This window comes from Streptococcus sp. HMSC066F10 (genome assembly GCF_001813805.1).
In the GTDB taxonomy this organism is placed as follows: domain Bacteria; phylum Bacillota; class Bacilli; order Lactobacillales; family Streptococcaceae; genus Streptococcus; species Streptococcus vaginalis.
In genome coordinates this window covers 58,406-75,520 of sequence record NZ_KV813960.1, presented here as the reverse complement: position 1 = coordinate 75,520, position 17,115 = coordinate 58,406, and the positions used below count along the sequence as shown (strand labels likewise).

Genomic DNA, 17,115 nt, shown 5'->3' with positions numbered 1-17,115 from the left:
GGTCGGTGGTTCGAGTCCACTCGTGCCCATAATAATTTTTGGAGAATTACTCAAGAGGCTGAAGAGGACGGTTTGCTAAATCGTTAGGTCGGGTAACTGGCGCGGGGGTTCGAATCCCCCATTCTCCGTATGTAAGGAGTGTAGCGATAGCTATCTCCTTTTCTGTTATCTGTGAATCTTGTGTGATAGATATTGTATCTATTTTGGAGTAGAGTGAATCATATGAAAAAATCCAAATTTCTTATTATGACTGCTGTTTTGATAATAATAACTTCTGTACTTTTGGTTACTACTCGTTCTTTAGGTGTGGTGAATGCAACTTCTAATGTTGTTTCTATTTTGGATAATATTATTTCAAAACCATTTAATTTTTTGGTGGATGTTAAATCAGATTTGACTGATTTATCACGGACATATAAAGAAAACAAGCAATTAAAAAAAGCTTTATTTAAAGCAGAAGAACAATCTGCTGATTCAGCTTCATTAAAAGATGAAAATGCTCAATTAAGACAGCTATTAGAAATGAAAAATCTTTATGAGTCAAAAAAAACGGTTTCATCTGATGTTATTATGCGTATGCCGGTTTCTTGGTTATCTGAATTAACTGTCAATGCTGGTCGTCAAAATGGAATTCAAAATACAATGCTAGCGGTGGCAAATGGTGGCTTGATTGGTAGTGTGAAAGATGTCGCTTCTCATTCTAGCCAAGTAAATCTTTTAACAAATAATAAAAATGTTGATAATATTTCAGTAAGAATTCAAACGGAGACAAGTACAATTTATGGTGTGATTGTTGGCTACAGTAAAGAAAAATCTGCTTTTATTATCAGTCAGTTAAATAGTTCGGATGCCATTAAAAAAGGTGAGAAAGTTGTGACCAGTGGTTTAGGAACGTACAACATTCCTAATATTCCGGTTGGAACAGTCCTTTCTGTTACTGAAAAATCGGACCATTTAACAAAAGAAGTCTTTGTAAAACCAAGTACGGATTTATCAGATATTCGTGTGGTGACATTAGTAGGAAATTGATATGAAATTTTTTAAAAGCTACATTTTACCCTTTTTGGTTTTATTTGTTGTGATGTTAGTAGATGGCCATCTTTCAAATCTTTTGACTAATTTATTTCCAAATAATATCCACTTACTAAGTCATCTTTTGCTTATCTTTATTTTGTATATTTCGATAAATCTTTCAGAAAATACTAATTTTACCATGTTGCTGTTAATTGGTTTATTGTATGATGCGTATTATTTTCATGTTATCGGCATTTCGACACTATTGTTGCCTTTAGCGGGGATTGTTATTAGTAAATATAATTCTGTTTTGATGTCTAATCGAGTTAGTCGTTTTTTTACAGTTGCCATTTTAGTATTTTTCTTTGAGGTGGCTACATTCGCTTTGGCAAATGTTACCCATCTAGTTCAAATGTCTTTTGCAGATTTTGTCGTTTATACAATTGCTCCGACAATGGTCTCAAATTTACTATTCTTTTTGTTGCTTCAACCAATTTTGGAGAAGATATATTTATGATAAGATTTTATGATGAATTGGCAATAGAAATGTAATAAAGGCGTAACATACTCAGCGCCTTTTTTTGTTATACTTATAATTGTCTTATTGAATAGGAGTATAATCGTTTATGAAGAAAAAATTACTTACATCAATTTTATTAAGTACAATGGTTCTTGCACAGGGAGTATCTCTTGTAAATGTACATGCAGATTCTACTGATGACAAGATTGCTGCACAAGATAGTAAAATTAATAGTTTGAATGATCAACAAAAATCAGCTCAAGCTCAAGTAGATCAAATTCAAGCTCAAGTTTCATCTATTCAATCTCAACAAGAAAAATTGAAAGCTGAAAACGAAAAACTTCAAGCTGAATCAACAAAATTATCGGCTGAAATCGAAACGTTGTCTAAGAATATTGTAGCGCGTAATGAATCATTGGCTAATCAAGCACGTAGTGCTCAAACGAGCGGTACAGCTACAAGCTATATCAATACAATTGTAAATTCAAAATCGATTACAGAAGCTATTTCACGTGTTTCTGCGATGAGTGAAATTGTTTCAGCAAACAATAAAATGTTGGAACAACAAAAGCAAGATAAAAAAGCTATTTCTGAAAAACAAGTAGCAAATAATGAAGCGATAAATACTGTTATCGCAAATCAACAAACACTTGCAAATGATGCAAAAACATTGTCTACTAAGCAAGCTGAACTAAAAGCAGCGCAGTTGAATCTTGCTGCGGAAAAAGCAACTGCTGAAGGTGAAAAGAACTCATTGTTGGCACAAAAAGCAGCGGCACAAAAGGCAGCTGAAGAGGCAGCAGCACAAGAAGCAGCTTATAAAGCACAACAAGTGGCGCAAGAACAAGCTGTAGCTTCTTCTGCTAATACAAGTTTGGCAGCACAAGTACAAGCTGTAAACAACAATAGTGGTGTAGCAGCAACAACTACTACTAGAACTGTGAGCCGTCCTACATATAGTTCATCTGCTTCAACTTATCCAGTTGGTCAATGTACATGGGGAGCAAAAACATTAGCTCCGTGGGCTGGTGATTATTGGGGCAATGGGGCTCAATGGGCAGCAAGTGCGGCTGCAGCTGGTTTCCGTACAGGTTCAACACCTCAAGTAGGTGCGATCATTTCATGGAACGATGGTGGTTATGGACACGTTGCTGTTGTAACAGCTGTTCAATCAGCTACAAGTATTCAAGTATCTGAAGCAAATTATGCAGGTAATCAAGCTATTGGAAATTATCGTGGTTGGTTCAATCCAGCTGTTGCAGGACAAGGTTCATTTACTTACATCTATCCAAATTAATGAATATAAAAATAAAAAGCGCATCTTGCGTTTTTTATTTTTAATTGAAAAATTCACTAAAAAGGGTTACAATGTTAAGTGGAGAAATTTGTAACTGATTTACAAAGAAACGAATATATACTGGAGGAAATCATGTCGTTTTCTGATTTAAAGCTTTTTGCTCTTTCATCTAACCAGGAACTGGCTAAACGTGTTGCTCAAGAGATTGGTATGGAGCTTGGAAAGTCAACTGTGCGTCAATTTTCTGATGGGGAGATTCAAGTAAATATCGAAGAATCTATCCGCGGAAAACATGTTTTTATCTTGCAGTCAACGAGCTCGCCCGTCAATGATAATTTGATGGAAATTTTAATCATGGTGGATGCTTTAAAGCGTGCAAGTGCTGAATCAATCAATGTTGTAATGCCTTATTATGGCTATGCTCGTCAAGACCGAAAGGCACGTGCTCGTGAGCCAATTACTTCAAAATTAGTTGCAAATATGTTGCAAGTGGCTGGTGTTGATCGTTTGCTGACAATTGATTTACATGCGGCTCAAATTCAAGGATTTTTTGATATTCCAGTAGATCATCTTATGGGGGCTCCTCTCATTGCGGATTATTTTGAACGTCGTGGGATGACAGGTAGCGATTATGTAGTTGTTAGCCCTGACCACGGTGGTGTGACGCGCGCTCGTAAATTAGCTGAATTTTTGAAAACACCGATTGCTATTATTGATAAGCGTCGTAGTGTAGATAAGATGAATACGAGTGAAGTGATGAATATCATCGGTAAAGTAGAAGGCAAAACTTGTATTTTAATTGACGATATGATTGATACAGCTGGGACAATTTGCCATGCTGCTGATGCACTTGCTGATGCAGGTGCGGTAGAAGTTTATGCAAGCTGTACTCATCCAGTACTTTCGGGCCCTGCTATGGATAATATTCAAAAATCAGCGATTAAAAAATTGGTCGTGTTAGATACAATTTATTTGCCGGAAGAACGTTTAATTGATAAAATTGAACAAATTTCAATTGCTCATCTTTTGGCAGAGGCGATTGTACGTATCCATGAAAAACGTCCTCTTTCGCCATTATTTGAAACTTTAACGGCTCTTTAATGTAAGAACATCTAGATAGGAATCACTCTAATAGCTGGAGTGATTCTTTTGCTTCAATCAGATGATAAGTGATGAATTTTCTCAATATTATGATATTTTTGCTATGACTTAGGTTTTATAGTATAATAGTTCTATCAGATTTTGGAGGTAAAATATGGATTTGACGAAACGTTTTAACAAAAATTTAGATAAAATTGAAGTTTCTTTGATTCGGCAATTTGATCAATCTATTTCGAGCATTTCTGGAGTTCTTCGTTTGACATTGGGAGAGCCTGATTTTACAACTCCAGATCATGTAAAAGAAGCTGCGAAAGCGGCAATTGATGCAAACGAGAGTCATTATACGGGCATGAGTGGGTTGTTAGAATTGCGTCAGGCAGCCAGTCAATTTGTAAACGAAAAATACAATCTTTCTTATGATCCTGAAACAGAAATTTTAGTGACAATTGGGGCAACCGAAGCTTTATCTGCTACGTTGACAGCTATCTTAGAAGAAGGAGACAAGGTACTTTTGCCTGCACCTGCTTATCCAGGATATGAACCAATTGTGAATCTTGTGGGAGCAGAAATTGTCGAGATTGATACCACAGAAAATGACTTTGTTTTAACACCTGAAATGCTGGAAAAGGCTATCTTGAAGCAAGGTAATCAGCTTAAAGCGGTGATTTTGAATTATCCAGCTAATCCGACAGGAGTAACTTATTCACGAGAACAAATGGCTGCGTTAGCCGATGTATTGAAAAAGTATGACGTCTTTGTTGTTTGCGATGAAGTGTACTCTGAGCTGACTTATACCGAGCAACCACATGTATCTATTGCAGAATTTTTACCAGAGCAAACGATTGTGATTAATGGTTTGTCTAAATCGCATGCGATGACAGGCTGGCGTCTAGGTTTCACCTTTGCCCCAGCTGCTTTTACGGCTCAATTGATTAAAAGTCACCAATATTTGGTGACAGCCGCAAACACGATGGCTCAATTTGCAGGAGTGGAGGCATTGACAGCGGGTAAAGACGATGCAGAGCCAATGAAAAGGGAATATATTGAGCGTCGCGATTACATTATCGAAAAAATGACAGAATTGGGCTTTAAGATTATCAAGCCAGATGGTGCATTTTACATTTTTGCCAAAATTCCAGCTGGCTATAATCAAGATTCTTTTGCTTTTTTGAAGGATTTTGCACAAAAAAAAGCAGTTGCTTTCATTCCTGGTGCTGCTTTTGGTCAGTATGGGGAAGGTTATGTACGTCTTTCTTATGCGGCCAGCATGGATACGATAAAAGAAGCTATGAAGCGGCTTGAGGAATATATGGAGGAGTATGCTGAAATCCATCACAAGTAAAGGTTTGGTTCTCTATAATCGTAATTTCCGAGAAAATGATAAACTGGTCAAAATTTTCACAGAGCAAGCTGGTAAGCGAATGTTTTTCGTGAAACATGCTAGAAATTCTAAGTTGAATCCGGTTGTCCAACCATTGGTAGTGGCCGATTTTTTGATGAAAATAAATGATGACGGTTTGAGTTATATCGATGATTATCAAGAGGTTACGACTTTCCAGCATATCAATCATGATTTGTTTACAATGGCTTATGCAACTTATGTGGTAGCTCTGGCAGACGCCAGTATTCAGGATAATAAAATAGATTCGGCTCTCTTTGCTTTTTTGCAAAAAACGTTGGAATTGATGGAGCAGGGCTTGGATTATGAGGTGCTGACCAATATTTTTGAAATTCAAATTTTGTCACGTTTTGGAATTTATTTGAATTTCCATGAATGCTGCTTTTGCCACCGAGTAGGATTGCCGTTTGATTTTTCTTTTACTTATAACGGCGTTTTATGCTCGGAACATTACAACAAAGACGAGAGACGGAGTCATTTGGATCCCAACATTCCTTACTTATTAGACCAATTTCAAGCGATTCAATATAGTGAATTGGAGACCATTTCTTTGAATCCTGAGTTAAAACGACAATTACGAAAAGTGATTGATCAAATTTATGAAGAATATGTTGGGATTCATCTAAAGCCAAAAAAATTTATTGATTCTCTGGGAGACTGGGGAGAAATTTTAAAGAATAAGGAGTTGAAATGAAAAAAATAGCGATTGATGCCATGGGTGGCGATTATGCTCCACAATCTATTGTAGAGGGAGTCAATCAAGCACTGAACGATTTTTCGAATATTGAAGTCATTCTTTATGGAGATGAAGCAAAAATCAAGCAGTATTTAACAGTAGCTGAGCGGGTTCGTATTGTTCATACAGATGAAAAAATCAATTCAGATGATGAGCCAACTAAAGCAATTCGCAAGAAGAAAAATGCTAGTATGGTGCTGGCAGCAAAGGCAGTAAAGGACGGAGAAGCAGATGCGGTACTTTCTGCTGGAAATACGGGAGCGCTTTTGGCTGCGGGATTCTTCATCGTCGGACGTATCAAGAATATTGATCGTCCAGGTTTGATGTCCACATTACCAACGACAGATGGCAAAGGCTTTGATATGTTGGATTTGGGGGCTAATGCGGAAAATACAGCTCATCATTTACATCAGTATGCTATTTTAGGGTCATTTTATGCTGAAAATGTCCGTGGAATCAAACAACCACGCGTAGGGCTTTTAAACAATGGGACGGAAGCGAGCAAGGGTGATTCGCTTCGTAAGGAAGTGTATGATTTGTTAGTAGCGGACTCCTCGCTAAATTTCATTGGAAATGTGGAAGCGCGTGATTTAATGGATCATGTAGCAGACGTTGTGGTAGCGGACGGATTTACAGGTAATGCTGTGTTAAAATCCATGGAGGGAACAGCCATGGGAATTATGAGTCAGCTCAAGAAATCCATTTTGAACGGTGGCTGGAAAGCAAAACTAGGTGCAGTGTTGCTGAAAGACAGTCTAAAGTCTTTGAAGAGTAGTTTAAATTATTCTGATGTAGGCGGTGCTGTTTTATTTGGAGTAAAAGCACCTGTTGTGAAAACACATGGAGCGAGCGATGCAAAAGCAGTTTATAGCACGATTCGTCAAATTTGTACAATGTTGGAAACGGATGTTGTAGGAAAAGCAGTAAATGAATTTTCGGGAGGGGCAGAATGACAGAACAAGAAATTTACGAAAGAATCGTAGAAATTATTCAGGAAAGTCGTGGTGAGGGATTTCAAGTTTCTCAAACACTTAGTTTGAAAGATGACTTACAAGCAGATTCTGTTGATTTGATGGAATTTATTCTAACTGTGGAAGATGAATTTGGTATTGAAATTTCAGACGAAGATATAGATGAGTTGAAGAATGTGAGTGATGTTATCGCTTGTGTGCAGAAAAATTTGAAGGAAGCATAAAAACGAACTTTTTATTGACTAAATAAAGAAAATATGAGAAAACAGCTGAAACCCCAGCTGTTTTTTTGATGTTTGCAAATATTGTACGGTATTTTCTTGAAAATCCTTTTTGAATATGATAGACTTAAGTCAGAAAAATGTGAAAGGCGAATATTGAAATGACAAGTGATTTGTTATATTCGGGAAAAGCTAAAGATTTATTTTTGACAGATGATGAAAATCTTATTATTGCACATTACAAAGACCAAGCGACCATGCTTAATGGTGCTCGTAAAGAGACGATTAAAGGTAAAGGCGTTCTTAATAATCAAATCTCATCTTTCATTTTTACGAAATTGAATGAAGCAGGTGTGACAACTCACTTTGTTAAACAATTGTCAGAAACCGAACAATTGAATAAAAAGGTGGATATCATTCCACTTGAAGTTGTTTTGCGTAATGTCACTGCAGGCTCATTCTCAAAACGTTTTGGGGTAGAGGAAGGAATTAAATTAGATACTCCAATCGTTGAATTTTACTACAAAAATGATGATTTGGATGACCCATTTATCAATGATGAGCACGTAAAATTCCTTGGTATTGCAAGTGGTGAAGATATTGCTTATATCAAAGCAGAAACACGTCGTATTAATGACCTTTTGAAAGATTGGTTTAGCCAAATTGGTCTTAATTTGATTGATTTCAAATTGGAATTTGGTAAAGACAAAGATGGCAAAATTATTCTTGCGGATGAATTTTCACCAGATAACTGCCGTCTTTGGGATGCTGAAGGTCATCACATGGATAAAGATGTTTTCCGTCGTGATTTAGGTAGTTTGACAGATGTTTACGAAGTTGTCCTTGAAAAACTCAAAGGGCTTAACTAAAAACTGTGATTTCTAATTAAGTAGAAAGAAGAATTCTAAAAAGGGTAAAAAATGAATAAACGAATTTTCGTTGAGAAAAAATCAAATTTTAACATTAAGGCTCAGGCGCTTGTTAAAGAACTCAAACACAATCTTCAATTAACAAGTTTAACTGATTTACGCATTATTCAAGTTTACGATGTTTTTTATTTAGCAGATTCGCTTTTCGAACGTGCTGAAAAACACATTTTTTCTGAACAAGTAACGGATAATATTTTGGCTGAGAGTGATGTGGTTGCTGAACTTTCTAACTATGCTTTCTTTGCTATTGAATCACTTCCAGGTCAATTTGACCAACGTGCAGCGTCATCACAAGAAGCATTGCTTCTTCTTGGCAGCAGTAATGATGTAACAGTTAATACGGCTCAACTTTATCTTGTTAACAAGGATATTGATACTGCTGAACTTGATACGGTAAAAAATTATTTACTTAATCCAGTAGATTCTCGTTTTAAAGATATTACGACAGGAATTGCATCGCAAGCATTTTCAGAGTCGGACAAAACGATTCCAAATCTTGATTTCTTCAAGACTTATACAGTGGCAGAATTTGCTGATTATAAAGCTGAACAAGGTTTGGCGATGGAAGTTGATGACCTTGTCTTTATCCAAGAGTACTTCAAATCAATTGGGCGCGTGCCAACGGAAACAGAATTGAAAGTTTTGGATACTTATTGGTCAGACCATTGCCGCCACACAACTTTCGAAACTGAGCTTAAACATATTGATTTCTCAGCGTCTAAATTCCAAAAACAATTACAGACAACTTATGATAAATATATTGCTATGCGTGCTGAACTTGGACGTTCTGAAAAGCCACAAACATTGATGGACATGGCGACAATCTTTTGTCGTTATGAACGTACGAATGGTCGTTTGGACGATATGGAAGTGTCAGACGAGATCAATGCTTGTTCGGTTGAAATCGAAGTTGATGTGAACGGTGTTAAAGAACCATGGCTTTTGATGTTCAAGAATGAAACACACAATCACCCAACAGAAATTGAACCATTTGGTGGTGCCGCAACGTGTATCGGTGGTGCAATCCGCGACCCATTGTCAGGACGTTCTTATGTTTATCAAGCAATGCGTATTTCAGGTGCTGGTGATATTACAACACCGATTGCTGAGACGCGTGCCGGCAAATTGCCGCAGCAAGTGATTTCTAAGACAGCGGCACATGGTTATTCTTCATATGGGAATCAAATAGGACTTGCGACTACCTATGTCAAAGAGTACTTCCATCCAGGCTTCGTTGCTAAGCGTATGGAGCTAGGTGCTGTTGTCGGTGCAGCACCAAAAGAAAATGTCGTGCGTGAAAAACCAGAAGCTGGTGATGTGGTTATTCTTCTCGGTGGTAAAACAGGCCGTGACGGTGTCGGTGGAGCCACAGGATCATCTAAGGTTCAAACCGTTGAATCTGTTGAAACAGCTGGCGCAGAAGTTCAAAAAGGGAATGCCATTGAAGAACGGAAGATTCAACGTCTTTTCCGCAATGGCAATGTCACTCGTCTCATCAAGAAATCAAATGACTTTGGTGCTGGCGGCGTCTGTGTGGCTATTGGTGAATTGGCAGATGGTCTTGAAATTGACTTGGACAAAGTGCCACTAAAATACCAAGGTCTTAACGGTACCGAAATTGCCATTTCTGAGTCACAAGAACGCATGGCTGTTGTTGTTCGTCCAAGTTATGTGGACGCCTTTATTGCAGCATGTCATAAAGAGAACATTGATGCAGTTGTTGTCGCGACTGTTACTGAAAAACCAAACCTTGTCATGACTTGGAATGGTGAAACCATCGTTGACTTGGAACGTGCCTTCCTTGATACTAACGGTGTGCGCGTGGTGGTTGATGCTAATGTTGTGGATAAGGATGTTGCCCTTCCTGAGGTGCGTACAACATCAGCAGTAACACTTGAAGCAGACACAGTGAAAGTTCTGTATGACCTTAACCACGCTAGTCAAAAAGGTTTGCAAACTATCTTTGATAGTTCTGTTGGTCGTTCAACGGTTAACCATCCGATTGGTGGTCGTTATCAAATCACACCAACAGAAAGTTCAGTTCAAAAACTTCCTGTTCAAAACGGTGTCACAACGACAGCTTCTGTCATGGCACAGGGATTCAATCCTTATATTGCAGAGTGGTCACCTTATCATGGTGCAGCTTACGCTGTTATTGAAGCAACAGCTCGCTTGGTAGCAACAGGTGCTGATTGGTCTCGTGCGCGTTTCTCTTACCAAGAATACTTTGAACGCATGGATAAACAAGCGGATCGTTTTGGTCAGCCAGTAGCTGCTCTGCTTGGTTCGATCGAGGCACAAATCCAACTTGGTTTACCATCAATCGGTGGTAAAGATTCAATGTCTGGTACCTTTGAAGAATTGACAGTACCACCAACATTGGTTGCCTTTGGTGTGACAACAGCTGATAGTCGTAATGTTCTTTCGCCAGAATTTAAAACAGCTGGTGAATACATTTACTACATTCCAGGGCAAGCTATTTCACAAGAGATTGATTTTGACTTGATTAAAGCTAACTTTGCTAAATTTGAAGCGATTCAAAAAGCACATCCTATCACATCAGCTTCAGCTGTTAAATACGGTGGTGTGGTGGAAAGTTTGGCACTTGCTGCTTTTGGTAACCATATTGGTGCTAAAGTAGAATTGACAGAGCTTGAGACTAGTTTGATAGCACAACTCGGTGGCTTTATCTTTACATCTACTGAAGAAATTGTTGAAGTTAACAAAATAGGTGAAACTACAGCTGACTTTACACTTACTGTCAACGGTGTCAACCTTGCGGGCGATAAACTTTTGTCAGCCTTTGAAAGCAAACTCGAAGATGTTTACCCAACTGAATTTGAACAAAGTACTAAACTTGAAGATGTTCCAGTAGTTGCTTCAGATGCAGTGATTAAAACAAGTAAGAAAGTAGCAGAGCCACTTGTTTACATTCCAGTCTTTCCTGGTACAAATTCAGAATATGATTCAGCAAAAGCCTTTGAACAAGCTGGAGCAAAAGTGAATTTGGTTCCGTTCGTAACACTTGATGAGGCAGCCATTGAGACTTCAGTTGACACAATGGTTGACAACATCTGTAAAGCAAATATTATTTTCTTTACAGGAGGTTTCTCGGCTGCTGATGAACCAGACGGTTCGGCTAAATTCATTGTCAACATCTTGTTGAACCAAAAAGTTCGCGCAGCTATTGACAGCTTTATTGAAAAAGGTGGCCTTATCATCGGCATCTGTAATGGATTCCAAGCACTTGTGAAATCAGGACTGCTTCCATACGGTAACTTTGAAGATGCGACTGAAACAAGCCCGACACTTTTCCACAATGATGCTAACCAACATGTGGCGAAAATGGTTGAGACACGTATTGCCAATACCAATTCACCATGGCTTCTTGGTGTCAAAGTTGGTGATATTCATGCTATTCCAGTATCACATGGTGAAGGGAAATTTGTCGTGACGGAAGAGGAATTTGCAGAACTCCGTGACAACGGACAAATCTTCAGCCAATACGTGGATTTTGATGGCAAACCAAGCATGGATTCTAAATACAATCCAAACGGCTCTATTAATGCGATTGAAGGGATTACCAGCAAGAACGGTCAAATCATTGGTAAAATGGGACATTCAGAACGCTGGGAAGACGGTCTTTTCCAAAATATCCCAGGAAATAAAGACCAACACTTGTTCCGTAGCGCTGTGAAATACTTTACAGGGGAATAATCAAGCACAGCAGTTGATATGCTGTACTGAACACGGGCTAAGCAATGTATCAAAAAGAACTTAGAAAAACAGGATTTCTTCTATTTTGATTAGATGCTTAATGGCCTTTGTATCGAGGTAAAAATGACATACGAAGTGAAATCTCTTAATGAAGAATGTGGAGTTTTTGGGATTTGGGGACATCCTCAAGCTGCTCAAGTGACTTATTTTGGACTCCATAGTCTTCAACACCGCGGTCAGGAAGGTGCTGGTATCGTGACAAACGATAAGGGCAAACTTCTTCAGTACCGTAATACAGGTCTACTTTCAGAAGTATTTAAAAATCCTGCCGATTTGGAAAAATTGACTGGGCATGCTGCAATTGGACATGTTCGCTATGCGACAGCAGGCTCGGCTTCTATTAACAACATTCAGCCATTTCTTTACAATTTTACAGATGAACAGTTTGGCCTTTGTCATAATGGAAATCTGACAAATGCTTTGTCACTGAAAAAAGAACTGGAGGACCAAGGAGCGATTTTTAATGCTTCGTCTGATACTGAAATTCTAATGCATTTAATTCGTCGCAGTCATAATCCAGAATTTCTCGGAAAAGTAAGGGAGGCATTGAACACTGTCAAAGGTGGCTTTGCTTACCTTTTGATGACAGAAGATAAGTTGATTGCTGCGCTTGACCCAAATGGTTTTCGTCCCTTGTCAATTGGGCAAATGGCAAATGGTGCTTGGGTGGTATCAAGTGAAACGTGTGCCTTTGAAGTGGTTGGTGCTAAATGGGTTCGTGATGTAAAACCAGGAGAACTTGTTATCATTGATGACAATGGCATTCGGTACGATACCTACACGACGGACACTCAGCTTGCCATTTGCTCGATGGAATACGTGTATTTTGCACGGCCTGACAGTGATATTTACGGTGTTAATGTCCACACCGCCCGTAAAAATATGGGAAAGCGTCTGGCACAGGAATTCCAGCATGAAGCAGATATCGTTGTTGGGGTGCCGAATTCATCACTTTCAGCAGCAATGGGATTTGCTGAAGAATCAGGTCTCCCAAATGAAATGGGCTTGGTGAAAAATCAGTACACACAACGTACTTTCATTCAACCGACACAAGATTTGCGTGAGCAAGGTGTTCGCATGAAGCTCTCAGCCGTATCTGGTGTTGTTAAAGGTAAGCGCGTAGTTATGATTGATGATTCTATCGTACGTGGAACAACATCACGCCGTATCGTTCGTTTGCTTCGTGAAGCTGGTGCAACAGAAGTTCATGTGGCAATCGGTAGTCCAGAATTGAAATACCCATGTTTCTACGGTATCGATATTCAAAATCGCCGTGAATTGATTTCAGCTAATCATACCAAAGATGAAGTTTGTGAGATTATTGGTGCTGATAGCTTGACTTACTTGTCAATTGACGGTTTGATTGACTCAATTGGTCTTGAAACTGATGCACCCAATGGTGGGCTTTGCGTTGCTTACTTTGATGGGAATTACCCTACCCCTCTTTATGATTATGAAGAAGAGTACCTTCGAAGTTTAGAGGAAAAGACAAGCTTTTATATTGAAAATGTGAAGAAATAGTAGTGACAAAAATTCTTTCAAGGCTGAAGCGTTTCGTCTTCGCTGAAATCGTCTTGGTGCTTATTGGTCTTGGTAGTGGCATCTGGAATTGGTTTCAACATGGCTTTTCAAAAGCTTGGTTACCAATGTTAGTAGCTGTCATTTTAGGTGTTTCTGCCTGGCAACATCATGGACTTCGAATTGAGTTAGAAAAGCAGATCAAGTTAGAGGACAGCTCTGCTATTTCCAAAGAAAGGAAAGAAAATGACAGAAAACAAAAATGCTTATGCTCAATCTGGTGTTGATGTTGAAGCGGGTTATGAAGTTGTTGCACGTATCAAAAAACACGTTGCGCGCACCGAACGTCTTGGCGTCATGGGCGCTCTTGGCGGTTTTGGTGGGATGTTTGACTTGTCTCAGCTCGACGTGAAAGAACCTGTTTTGATTTCAGGAACTGATGGTGTGGGAACAAAACTCATGCTTGCCATCAAATATGATAAACACGATACAATCGGTCAAGACTGTGTTGCCATGTGTGTCAATGACATCATTGCAGCTGGGGCAGAGCCGCTTTACTTCCTAGATTACATTGCTACGGGTAAAAATGAACCTGCAAAGCTTGAACAAGTCGTTGCAGGTGTTGCGGAAGGTTGTGTTCAATCTGGTGCAGCTCTTATCGGTGGCGAAACGGCTGAGATGCCTGGTATGTATGGTGAAGACGACTATGATTTAGCTGGTTTTGCGGTTGGTGTCGCTGAAAAAAAACAAATCATTGACGGGTCAAAAGTTTCTGATGGTGATGTTCTTCTTGGACTTGCTTCCAGCGGTATTCACTCAAACGGTTATTCGCTTGTCCGTCGTGTCTTTGCTGATTACACAGGTGAAGAAGTGCTTCCAGAACTTGAAGGCAAAAAATTGAAAGAAGTGCTGCTTGAACCAACACGTATCTATGTCAAAGCGGTGCTTCCGCTTATCAAAGAAGAATTGGTTAACGGTATTGCTCACATCACTGGTGGCGGCTTCGTTGAAAATGTTCCACGGATGTTTGCGGATGATTTAGCTGCTGAAATCGAAGAGGATAAAGTTCCGGTTCTTCCAATTTTCAAAGCTCTTGAAAAATATGGTAGCATCAAACACGAAGAAATGTTTGAAATCTTCAACATGGGTATTGGTCTTATGTTGGCAGTTAGTCCTAATAAGGTTGAGCGCGTGAAAGAATTACTTGATGAGCCAGTTTACGAACTTGGGCGTATCGTCAAAAAAGCTGATGCAAGTGTGGTGATGAAATAATGAGCAAAAAAATTGCCGTTTTTGCGAGTGGTAATGGGTCAAATTTTCAAGTCATTGCGGAGCAATTTCCAGTTGAATTTGTCTTTTCAGACCACCGAGATGCATATGTCTTAGAACGTGCAGAAAAACTCGGTGTGACAGCTCATGCTTTTGAACTCAAAGAGTTTGATAATAAAGCAGCTTACGAAGAAGCTATTGTTACTTTGCTTGAAAAATATGATATTGATGTGGTTTGCCTAGCTGGTTATATGAAGATTGTTGGTCCGACTTTGCTAGCAGCTTACGAAGGTCGTATCATCAATATTCACCCAGCTTATCTTCCAGAATTTCCAGGGGCTCATGGTATTGATGATGCTTGGGAAGCAGGTGTTGACCAATCTGGTGTTACCATTCACTGGGTTGACAATGGTGTTGACACGGGAAAAGTGATTAAACAAGTTCGTGTGCCTCGTCTGGCTGATGATACCATTGACAGTTTTGAAGCTCGCATTCATGAAGCAGAGTATAAACTCTATCCAGATGTTTTGGAGAGCTTAAGAGTTAAGAAAAAGTAGTCCGTGTATTTGATAGCGTAGTTAGCTATTAGTATGCTGCCTTATAATGAGATTATGATGATAAAAAAGATTTTGGTGTTTGTATTAACTTTTATTGTCGTTGCCTTTATAGTAAATGTACTTATTTGGTAATCTTGAAAATCCGTTACGCCTTTGCTTGGCTTATTCTATCGGGCTTATTGCCAGTATTGCTATTTAGTGGTTTATATTTTACAAAAAGAAGTAGAAAGTAGGACTGAAATGACAAAACGTGCACTAATCAGTGTTTCAGACAAAGCGGGCATTGTTGAATTTGCTCAAGAATTAAAAAAACTTGGTTGGGATATTATCTCAACTGGCGGAACAAAAGTTACGCTTGATAAAGCAGGCGTTGATACTATCGCCATTGATGATGTAACGGGCTTCCCAGAAATGATGGACGGTCGTGTGAAAACACTTCATCCAAATATTCACGGTGGCCTTTTGGCTCGTCGCGATCTTGACAGTCATCTTCAAGCCGCAAAAGATAACCACATTGAATTGATTGACCTTGTTGTGGTTAACCTTTACCCATTCAAAGAAACTATTCTGAAATCAGATGTGACTTACGCTGATGCGGTTGAAAATATTGATATCGGTGGTCCTTCCATGCTTCGATCTGCTGCTAAAAACCATGCTAGTGTTACAGTTGTCGTTGACCCAGCTGATTATGCTGTTGTTTTGGATGAATTGTCAGCTAATGGTGAAACAAACTTTGAAACTCGTAGGCGCCTGGCAGCAAAAGTTTTCCGTCATACAGCAGCTTATGACGCTTTAATTGCAGAATATTTCACAAAACAAGTTGGTGAAACAAAACCTGAAAAACTCACAATCACTTACGATTTGAAACAACCAATGCGCTATGGTGAAAACCCTCAACAAGACGCTGATTTCTACCAAAAAGCTTTGCCAACAGATTACTCAATTGCTTCTGCTAAACAATTGAATGGTAAAGAATTGTCATTTAACAACATCCGTGACGCTGACGCTGCAATCCGCATTATCCGTGATTTCAAAGACCGTCCCACTGTTGTTGCCCTTAAACACATGAATCCGTGTGGTATCGGACAAGCTGATGATATTGAAACAGCTTGGGACTACGCTTATGAATCAGACCCAGTTTCAATCTTTGGTGGTATTGTTGTGCTGAATCGTGAAGTTGACGCCGCAACAGCTAAGAAAATGCACGCTATCTTCCTTGAAATCATCATTGCACCAAGTTATTCAGAAGAAGCCCTTGAAATCTTGACAACTAAGAAGAAAAATTTGCGTATTCTTCAATTGACATTTGAAGCTCAAGAAGCTAGCCAAGTTGAAAAAGAATACACGGGTGTTGTTGGTGGGCTGTTGGTTCAAAACCAAGATGTTGTCAAAGAAAATCCAGCTGATTGGAAAGTTGTGACAAAACGTCAACCAACTGACCAAGAAAAAGCAGCACTTGAATTTGCTTGGAAAGCTATCAAATACGTGAAATCAAACGGTATCATCGTAACAAATGGCCATATGACATTGGGTGTTGGTCCTGGTCAAACAAACCGTGTAGCTTCTGTTCGTATCGCTCTTGACCAAGCCAAAGACCGTCTTGACGGTGCGGTTCTTGCTAGTGATGCTTTCTTTCCATTTGCGGATAATGTTGAAGAAATTGCTGCTGCAGGTGTGAAAGCAATCATCCAACCTGGTGGGTCCGTCCGTGACCAAGAATCTATCGATATGGCTGATAAATACGGCATTGCCATGGTGTTTACAGGCGTACGGCATTTTAGACATTGAGAATAGTATAAAAACCTT

The 17,115-nt window shown here is 39.1% G+C and carries 15 protein-coding genes and 1 tRNA gene; all 16 read left to right on the top strand.

Annotation, left to right across the window (positions count from 1 at the left end):
* Positions 1 to 40: 40 nt before the first annotated feature.
* The 16 genes from HMPREF2933_RS03250 to purH all read left to right on the top strand — a co-directional run bounded on the left by HMPREF2933_RS03250 (position 41) and on the right by purH (position 17,097).
* Positions 41 to 128 (top strand) — tRNA-Ser (locus HMPREF2933_RS03250).
* Positions 129 to 222: 94 nt separating this feature from the next.
* Entirely contained in the window at positions 223 to 1,029 is an 807-nt protein-coding gene (mreC, locus tag HMPREF2933_RS03245; protein ID WP_024052914.1) for a rod shape-determining protein MreC, read from the top strand.
* A 1-nt stretch (position 1,030) separates the two neighbouring features.
* Entirely contained in the window at positions 1,031 to 1,531 is a 501-nt protein-coding gene (mreD, locus tag HMPREF2933_RS03240; RefSeq protein ID WP_024052913.1) for a rod shape-determining protein MreD, read from the top strand.
* Positions 1,532 to 1,640: 109 nt separating this feature from the next.
* A complete protein-coding gene (gene pcsB, locus HMPREF2933_RS03235; protein ID WP_024052912.1) occupies positions 1,641 to 2,831 on the top strand; it encodes a peptidoglycan hydrolase PcsB in 1,191 nt (396 codons plus the stop codon).
* Between the two features lie 132 nt (positions 2,832 to 2,963).
* A complete protein-coding gene (locus HMPREF2933_RS03230) occupies positions 2,964 to 3,932 on the top strand; it encodes a ribose-phosphate diphosphokinase (protein WP_024052911.1) in 969 nt (322 codons plus the stop codon).
* 154 nt (positions 3,933 to 4,086) lie between these two features.
* Positions 4,087 to 5,274, top strand: a complete 1,188-nt coding sequence (locus tag HMPREF2933_RS03225) for a pyridoxal phosphate-dependent aminotransferase (RefSeq protein WP_024052910.1) — start codon at positions 4,087 to 4,089, stop codon at positions 5,272 to 5,274.
* Positions 5,252 to 6,025, top strand: coding sequence for a DNA repair protein RecO (recO, locus tag HMPREF2933_RS03220; protein WP_070672490.1), 774 nt, complete (start codon positions 5,252 to 5,254; stop codon positions 6,023 to 6,025). The genes HMPREF2933_RS03225 and recO overlap by 23 nt, the downstream gene beginning before the upstream one ends.
* Positions 6,022 to 7,020, top strand: a complete 999-nt coding sequence (plsX, locus tag HMPREF2933_RS03215) for a phosphate acyltransferase PlsX (RefSeq protein WP_024052908.1) — start codon at positions 6,022 to 6,024, stop codon at positions 7,018 to 7,020. Before recO ends, plsX begins: the two co-directional genes overlap by 4 nt.
* On the top strand, positions 7,017 to 7,262 hold the full coding sequence (locus tag HMPREF2933_RS03210) for an acyl carrier protein (RefSeq protein ID WP_024052907.1): 246 nt from the start codon (positions 7,017 to 7,019) through the stop codon (positions 7,260 to 7,262). The genes plsX and HMPREF2933_RS03210 overlap by 4 nt, the downstream gene beginning before the upstream one ends.
* A gap of 158 nt (positions 7,263 to 7,420) precedes the next feature.
* Positions 7,421 to 8,128 carry a phosphoribosylaminoimidazolesuccinocarboxamide synthase gene (gene purC, locus HMPREF2933_RS03205; RefSeq protein WP_024052906.1) on the top strand — a complete coding sequence of 236 codons (708 nt, stop codon included), beginning with the start codon at positions 7,421 to 7,423 and terminating at the stop codon, positions 8,126 to 8,128.
* A 51-nt stretch (positions 8,129 to 8,179) separates the two neighbouring features.
* Positions 8,180 to 11,905 carry a phosphoribosylformylglycinamidine synthase gene (locus tag HMPREF2933_RS03200; protein ID WP_070672486.1) on the top strand — a complete coding sequence of 1,242 codons (3,726 nt, stop codon included), beginning with the start codon at positions 8,180 to 8,182 and terminating at the stop codon, positions 11,903 to 11,905.
* A gap of 123 nt (positions 11,906 to 12,028) precedes the next feature.
* On the top strand, positions 12,029 to 13,486 hold the full coding sequence (purF, locus tag HMPREF2933_RS03195; RefSeq protein ID WP_024052904.1) for an amidophosphoribosyltransferase: 1,458 nt from the start codon (positions 12,029 to 12,031) through the stop codon (positions 13,484 to 13,486).
* A 2-nt stretch (positions 13,487 to 13,488) separates the two neighbouring features.
* Positions 13,489 to 13,770 carry a hypothetical protein gene (locus HMPREF2933_RS03190; RefSeq protein ID WP_024052903.1) on the top strand — a complete coding sequence of 94 codons (282 nt, stop codon included), beginning with the start codon at positions 13,489 to 13,491 and terminating at the stop codon, positions 13,768 to 13,770.
* On the top strand, positions 13,730 to 14,755 hold the full coding sequence (purM, locus tag HMPREF2933_RS03185) for a phosphoribosylformylglycinamidine cyclo-ligase (protein ID WP_024052902.1): 1,026 nt from the start codon (positions 13,730 to 13,732) through the stop codon (positions 14,753 to 14,755). The genes HMPREF2933_RS03190 and purM overlap by 41 nt, the downstream gene beginning before the upstream one ends.
* The gene (gene purN / locus HMPREF2933_RS03180; RefSeq protein WP_024052901.1) at positions 14,755 to 15,309 is read left to right on the top strand and encodes a phosphoribosylglycinamide formyltransferase; all 555 of its coding nucleotides are present in this window, start codon (positions 14,755 to 14,757) and stop codon (positions 15,307 to 15,309) included. The genes purM and purN overlap by 1 nt, the downstream gene beginning before the upstream one ends.
* 240 nt (positions 15,310 to 15,549) lie before the next feature.
* Positions 15,550 to 17,097 (top strand): bifunctional phosphoribosylaminoimidazolecarboxamide formyltransferase/IMP cyclohydrolase, encoded by a 1,548-nt coding sequence (purH, locus tag HMPREF2933_RS03175; RefSeq protein ID WP_024052900.1) that lies wholly within the window; start codon positions 15,550 to 15,552, stop codon positions 17,095 to 17,097.
* Positions 17,098 to 17,115: the final 18 nt, after the last annotated feature.